The sequence below is a fragment of the Staphylococcus sp. HMSC063A07 genome, assembly GCF_001836955.1.
Classification (GTDB): Bacteria; Bacillota; Bacilli; order Staphylococcales; family Staphylococcaceae; genus Staphylococcus; species Staphylococcus lugdunensis.
Genome location: NZ_KV830932.1, coordinates 428102 through 435850 on the forward strand (window position 1 = coordinate 428102; position 7749 = coordinate 435850).

The 7749-nt window shown below is 35.5% G+C and carries 5 protein-coding genes; all 5 read right to left on the bottom strand.

The genetic code is table 11. From position 1 onward, the window contains the following. Nucleotides 1–246 precede the first annotated feature (246 nt). The gene (gene uvrA / locus HMPREF2597_RS12025; RefSeq protein ID WP_002479335.1) at nt 247–3081 is read right to left on the bottom strand and encodes an excinuclease ABC subunit UvrA; all 2835 of its coding nucleotides are present in this window, start codon (nt 3079–3081) and stop codon (nt 247–249) included. Nucleotides 3082–3088: 7 nt separating this feature from the next. Beyond that, nucleotides 3089–5074 (bottom strand): excinuclease ABC subunit UvrB, encoded by a 1986-nt coding sequence (gene uvrB / locus HMPREF2597_RS12030; protein ID WP_002459709.1) that lies wholly within the window; start codon nt 5072–5074, stop codon nt 3089–3091. 238 nt (nt 5075–5312) lie between these two features. Then, nucleotides 5313–5546, bottom strand: a complete 234-nt coding sequence (locus HMPREF2597_RS12035; RefSeq protein ID WP_002459710.1) for a CsbA family protein — start codon at nt 5544–5546, stop codon at nt 5313–5315. Between the two features lie 5 nt (nt 5547–5551). Next, nucleotides 5552–6193, bottom strand: coding sequence for a YfbR-like 5'-deoxynucleotidase (locus tag HMPREF2597_RS12040; RefSeq protein ID WP_002479337.1), 642 nt, complete (start codon nt 6191–6193; stop codon nt 5552–5554). A gap of 159 nt (nt 6194–6352) precedes the next feature. Then, nucleotides 6353–7324 carry a COG3942 and LysM peptidoglycan-binding domain-containing protein gene (locus HMPREF2597_RS12045; protein WP_002479338.1) on the bottom strand — a complete coding sequence of 324 codons (972 nt, stop codon included), beginning with the start codon at nt 7322–7324 and terminating at the stop codon, nt 6353–6355. Between the last annotated feature and the right edge of the window lie 425 nt (nt 7325–7749).

Genomic DNA, 7749 nt, shown 5'->3' on the forward strand with positions numbered 1-7749 from the left:
TTATTGTCGTTACACTGATATATTTCACAGCAACAAAAATAAATAACATCAATCAAAGTCACACTTAACTAAAGCTTTTAATCGGATATAATACATGGCTGAAGATGATTGTTAGAAAAATAACCAGTAAATGAATTCATGAGAAAACTCATTTACTGGCTTCTATACAATACGTTGTACTATTGACGTCTTTCTTAAGCCTACCTTCAGCCTATAGTCAAAATATATATCAAACTAGTTCAATTGTTATTCTGCTTTATCACGGGCTAAGACATTTTTCAAATATTGTCCTGTATAGGATGCATCAACATTTGAAATTTCCTCTGGTGTTCCAGTGGCAACAATTGTACCGCCACCATCGCCACCTTCAGGCCCTAAATCAATAATATGGTCTGCTGTCTTGATTACATCTAAATTGTGTTCAATGATGACTACCGTATCACCGTTTTCTACTAATCGATTCAAAACTTTAAGCAAACGTCGAATATCATCAACATGCAATCCTGTTGTTGGTTCATCTAATATATAAATCGAACGTCCCGTTGATCGTTTATGCAGTTCTGAAGCAAGTTTAACACGCTGTGCTTCACCACCAGATAACGTTGTAGCTTGTTGTCCAAGTGTAATATAACCTAAACCTACATCAACCAGTGTCTGCAATTTCCGATGAATTTTAGGTATATTTTCAAAGAAATGTGTCGCTTCTTCAACAGTCATGTCTAATACTTGCGCAATATTCTTCCCTTTATACGTCACTTCGAGCGTTTCTCGATTGTAGCGTTGTCCATCACAGACTTCACAAGGTACGTATACATCCGGTAAGAAATGCATTTCAATTTTGATAATGCCGTCACCTTTACATGCTTCGCAACGACCGCCTTTAACGTTAAAGCTAAAGCGTCCTTTTTGATAACCTCTTATTTTAGCTTCATTCGTTTGTGCAAAGACATTGCGTATATCATCAAATACACCCGTATAAGTCGCAGGATTTGATCGTGGTGTACGACCAATTGGCGATTGATCAATATCGATAATTTTATCTAACTGTTCCATACCGGTAATCTTGTCATAGTCACCTGGCTTAACTTTTGAATTGTTTATCGCTTGAGCTAACGCTTTGTATAATACTTCATTCACTAATGAACTTTTTCCGGAACCCGAAACGCCAGTGACAACATTCATTACTGACAATGGAATGTCTACATCCACATTTTTCAAATTGTTGCTTCTAGCACCTTTAATACTTAATTTACGTTCAGTAATCGCTCTTCGATGTTCAGGTACGTCAATGCGTTTTTGACCACTTAAGTATTGACCAGTAAGTGATTTCTTATCTTTCATAACCTTGTCTGGGGTACCACTCGAAACAATTTCTCCACCATGATTTCCTGCACCAGGACCAACATCAACAAGATAATCCGCAGCACGCATCGTGTCGTCATCATGTTCGACAACAATAAGTGTATTGCCAAGGTCTCTCATTTCTTTCAATGTATGAATTAAACGATCATTGTCGCGCTGATGTAAACCAATAGATGGTTCATCAAGAACATACAATACACCTGTTAATCGTGAACCTATTTGCGTTGCTAAACGAATACGCTGTGCTTCTCCACCTGACAGAGAACCTGATGCTCGGTTTAATGTTAAATATTCTAGACCAACATTATTTAAAAATGATAATCGTGCAATAATTTCTTTTAAAATTTGATTAGCAATTGCTCTATCTTGTTCAGACAGCACTAAATTCTTAAAGTAATCTAAAGCTTTACCAATCGAATATTCGACAACTTCACCGATATTGTATTGACCCACATAAACAGATAGCGCTTCTTGACTTAGTCGTTTACCATGGCATGTTTCACATGGCAATTCAGTCATATATTTACTCATCATTTCACGTGTATATTCAGAAGGTGATTCATGAAAACGTCGACTAATATTAGGTAAGACACCCTCAAAAGTCATTTTTCTATGACGTGTGCCACCATTTCTACTAGAAAAAGAAAACTCAATTTCTTTGTCTCCAGAACCATTTAATAAAATATTTTGCTGTCTATCCGTTAACTTTTTAAATGGTTTATCCATATTGATTTTGTATACCTCACATACTCGGGCAAGTAATGTTTGGTAAAAATCTGAACTCGTAGGTTCCCATGGTTCAATGGCTCCTTCATTTAACGTCTTATTCTTATCTGGAATAACTAAATCTAAGTCAACCGTCAACCTTTGACCTAGACCGTCACATGTAGGACAAGCACCAAATGGACTATTGAAACTAAACATTCTTGGTTCCAATTCACCGATTGAAAAGCCACAAATAGGACATGCATGATTCTCAGAAAATTTAAGATCTTCACCATCAATAACATTGACTGTAATGTTTCCTTCTGCTAATTCTAAACCCGTTTCAATTGAATCAGCTAATCGTGTTTCAATACCTGGCTTCACAACTAAACGATCGACAACCACTTCAAGCGTATGATTTTTATTCTTATCTAGTGGTGGGACTTCATTAACATCGACGATATCACCATCCACTCTTAAGCGTACATATCCTTTCTTACCAATGCTTTCTATTAACTTTTCATGGCTCCCTTTTCTATGAGAAATCACAGGTGCCAAAATTTGAATTTTAGTACGTTCTTCAAGTTCTAATATACGATCAACCATTTGCTGAACAGTTTGGGACTCAATCTCTATACCATGATTGGGACAATAGGCTTTACCTACCCTAGCATAGAGTAAACGAATATAATCATATATTTCCGTTACTGTAGCCACTGTGGAACGTGGATTTTTACTTGTCGTCTTTTGATCGATAGATATTGCAGGAGATAAGCCTTCAATCGTATCAACATCAGGCTTATCCATCTGTCCTAAAAATTGCCGAGCATATGCACTTAATGACTCAACATAGCGACGTTGCCCTTCAGCATAAATGGTATCGAAGGCTAATGAAGATTTTCCAGATCCCGACAATCCAGTCATAACGATTAATTTATTTTTAGGCAACTCAATATCGATATCCTTTAAATTATGCGCACGCGCCCCTTTAACTACTATACTTGGTCCTTTCATGTAACTGTCACCCTTCTGATTTTAGTTCAAACAACATATCTCTTAACTCTGTTGCTTTCTCGAAGTCCAATTCTTTTGCTGCTTTTTTCATTTCTTTTTCGATATTTTCAATTGTTTTTTGTCGTTCTTTTTTCGTCATTTTCTTAGGAACTGTAGTTTGTTCTTGTGCATTTGTTTCATCATTCTCAACAGTAGCACTGATAACATCGTGTATCCGTTTATGAATCGTTTGCGGTGTAATACCATATTTTTCATTGTGTGCGGTTTGTATTTCACGACGACGTTGAGTTTCGTCTATGGCGTACTTCATAGAATCGGTCATCTTATCTGCATACATGATGACTTCACCTCGATCATTACGCGCCGCACGTCCAATCGTTTGAATTAATGACCGATTTGAACGTAGGAAACCTTCTTTATCCGCATCTAAAATGACGACTAACGATACTTCTGGTATATCAATACCCTCTCGTAATAAGTTAATGCCAACAATGACATCATACGTACCCATACGTAAATCCCTAATGATTTCAATACGTTCTAATGTTTTAATTTCCGAATGAAGATAATTTACTTTAATTCCCGCTTCTTTCATGTACGTTGTTAGATCTTCACTCATTTTTTTCGTTAATGTTGTCACTAATACGCGTTCATTACGTTCAACACGTTCTTGTATTTCGCCTAATAAATCATCAATTTGATTTTCGGTTGGTCTGACGTCAATTTTAGGATCTAATAGGCCTGTAGGTCGAATAATTTGTTCTACCATTTCATCCGTATGTTCTAGTTCATAAGGTCCCGGTGTAGCTGATACATATACGAGTTGCTTTGTCTTATCCTCAAACTCTTCAAACATTAACGGTCGGTTATCTAGTGCACTCGGCAATCTAAATCCATGATCCACAAGCACTTGTTTACGTGCTCTATCACCGTTATACATGCCTCTTATTTGCGGTAAAGTTACGTGTGACTCATCTATCATAACTAGCCAATCATCACCAAAATAATCTAATAATGTATAAGGAGTTGATCCCAAAGGTCTTAATGTTAGGTGTACTGAATAGTTTTCAATCCCCGAACAAAAACCCATTTCTCGCATCATTTCCAAATCATAATTTGTCCGTTGCTCTAAACGTTGTGCTTCTAATAATTTATTTTCAGCTCGTAATTCCTTAAGTCGTTCTTCAAGTTCCTTTTCAATTCGTTGAATCGCTAATTGCATCTTCTCATCTCGAGTGACAAAGTGAGAGGCTGGGAAAATAGCGAAGTGTTCTCTTTCTCTCAACACTTCACCCGTTAAATAATTTACTTCTCTAATACGATCAATTTCATCGCCAAAAAATTCCACCCTGATGCACATTTCTTCTCTTGAAGCTGGGAAAATTTCTACGACATCGCCACGCACTCTAAAAGTTCCGCGTTGAAAATCTATATCATTTCTAGAATACTGAACATCGACTAATTTTCTTAAAAGTTCTGTCCGCTCCATTTCCATACCGACGCGCACACTAACAACTAAATCCTTGTATTCTTCAGGATTACCTAAACCGTATATGCAACTCACACTTGCGATAATAATAACATCATCGCGTTCAAATAAAGCACTTGTAGCTGAATGGCGTAACTGGTCGATTTCATCATTAATTGAAGCATCCTTTTCGATAAATGTATCTGTGGAAGGCACATAAGCTTCTGGTTGATAGTAATCATAATAACTAACAAAATATTCGACTCTATTTTCTGGGAAAAACTCTTTGAATTCACTATAGAGTTGACCTGCCAAGGTTTTGTTATGGGCGATAATCAAAGTAGGTTTGCCAACCTCTTTAATTACATTACTCATTGTAAATGTCTTACCTGTACCAGTTGCTCCCAATAATGTTTGATGTCGCTTACCTTCATTAATGCCCTTAACAATCTTTTGAATTGCTTGAGGTTGGTCACCTTGTGGCTCAAATTCAGATTTTAGTTTAAATGGTACGTGCTCAACCATATTAAGATACGCCTCCTATCGTTTGTCTCATCATATACTTTGCTCGATTTATTTTCTATTCTAACAGATAATTCAACAAAAATACAAACGTTTGTTCGCTAAACATCCCGTTAAATCTTTTATTCTTTTAAACAAAAAACAAACACAGTGTTGCTACTATGTTTGTCCTTCTTCATGGTCAGTTTGAACTGCTAGCGTTTATCATATTTTTAATTTTAAACATCATATTCGACGTTCGTTAGTCATTATCATGTGATTGATGTAATTTAAGATTATCAATGATAACATAACCAGCTAATAATGAAACGACATCTAAAAATATGATCCATTCATTGTGAAAAAAACCTTTATATATGGACGTTGCAATTAAAATCAATGCGACCAGCGTTCCAATCCATTTATTTCTTGTTACAACACTAAACAAGACGACTAATAAACATGGAAATAACGCAGCACAGACATACCAAATCATGATGTTCACCCATTTCTTTGTTTTAAGATTGACATCGTTGTCTCGCGTAATTCTGTTCTAGGAATAAAGTTTTCGGTTAACATTTCTGGAATTACATTCTCAATAAAGTCTTGCACCGAAACTAAATGATCAAATTGAATTATTGTTTCTAGGCTATTTTCATATATTTCGAAAAATAAGGGTTCAGGATTACGTTTTTGAATTTCTCCAAACGTTTCATATAGTAAGTCTATTTTATCAGCTACTGCTAGTATTTGCCCTTCTAAAGAATCATCTTTTCCCTCTTGTAATCTCTGGCGATAAATATCTTGATAAGGTTCAGGAATCTCTTCATTGACAAATGTATTTACCATTTCTTCTTCTACTTGGGAAAATAACATTTTAAGTTCTCTACTTGCATACTTCACTGGCGTTTTTATATCACCAGTAAACACTTCAGCAAAATCATGATTAAGTGCCTTTTCATACAAACTTTTCCAATCAACTTCGTTACCATGATGTGCCTCAACGGTTGCTAAATATTGTGCTATTTTAGTGACTTTAAAAGAATGCGCAGCAACATTATGTTCAAAATATTTAAATTTACCCGGCAATCTTATTAACTTTTCTAAGTCTGATAATCTTTTAAAATACTGGTGAATTGCCATACTTGTCATCCTTTCTATTATTTTATCGCTGATGATACTTAGCTTTATTATACCAAGCAACTATGTTAAAGAAAGTAACTCTATCATAAAAAATAAATAAAGGTGAGACTTCCTCAATGCATTTGCATTCAAAGCCTCACCTTAATTAAGCTGTTGTTATTAATGAATATATTTATAACTGCTCACATTATAAATTGAACGATGTGTGACATTATTGAAATGTCCATTATAATTCATTTCAGATACATAAATAGAACCATTGCTGTTCACACGTTCAACTACGCCAACGTGTCCGTAATAGCCTGCACCTGTTTGGAAAATCGCACCTACTGCTGGAGTATTATTAACAGTAAATCCAGCTCTTTTTGCTGAATAAGCCCAGTTATTTGCATTGCCCCAAGTACTGCCAATTGAACGTCCTAATTCACTACGACGATTAAAGACATAGTATGTGCAGTTGCCATATGCATATAGGTTGCCTTGATTAGCTACAGATTTATATTTGTTAGGCGCTGGTGATGAACCATAATGGTAGCGATGATGTGTTACTGCATTATGATGTGCTGGCGCTGATGTTTGTTGGCCGTTGTATGATGATGCTTGCGTATTATTATGATAGCTTTGAGATCCTGCAGTGCCAGAAGTCACATGTGATTGTGAGCTTGTTGTTGCATTTGCATGTGTTAACTCATCAAAAGTTAAATCATGTTGTTTATCATATGATGTTGTCGATGTAACTAAATGCGCAATATCTTGTGGTTGATTTGACGAAGATACTTCGGTATAAGTTGCACCATTAATATTAGTACCAAGTAATGCAGCACCTTTGCTAGAAACTGCGATTAAGTCCCCCGGATGAATTAATTCAGTAACTCCTGGGTTAAAGTTATAAATATCTGTCACTGTAATATGATGGGCAGAAGCAATTGAATTTAATGAATCGCCTGATTTCACTACCACGATATCATTTTCAGAATAATTATTTGCTGTTACAGCTTCTGTATGTGATGTATATAAAGTATTAATCGTTGTTTGCGCTTTAACTGGTTTAGCCGGAGAAGCATCCGCAATACCATTTACAGCTAAAAATGCGGCTACTGATGAAACTGTTGCTGTTATTGTTTTCTTCATGATGTCATTCCTTTTCATTTGTAGTCTGATTTAATCTTAGACTAGCATAAAGTCGTTGCGAATTGGCTATTGTTATCACTATGTAACATAAAGTTTATATTTTCCCTATATTTTGATGCATTTACTAGGGTTAAGTAATATAAATAACTGCATTTTACATCCATTTTGTTTAGTAATGCGTAAACAAACAATCAAATCTTAGAGTTTTAGCAATTCTAAAAGCAATAAATTTTTTACAATAAGTTCCAACCTTACTATTTCTATACAAGGTGTCTAATAAAAAGCATTACGCTATCTTAATATAATGTTGCGTTACCTATATTTAAAACGAGAGCGGGACAGAATTCATAATGAATTCTGTCCCGCTCTGGCAAGGTTGACTAGGATTGAAATAAACTTGGTATCAGCGTATTTTCAATCCAGTC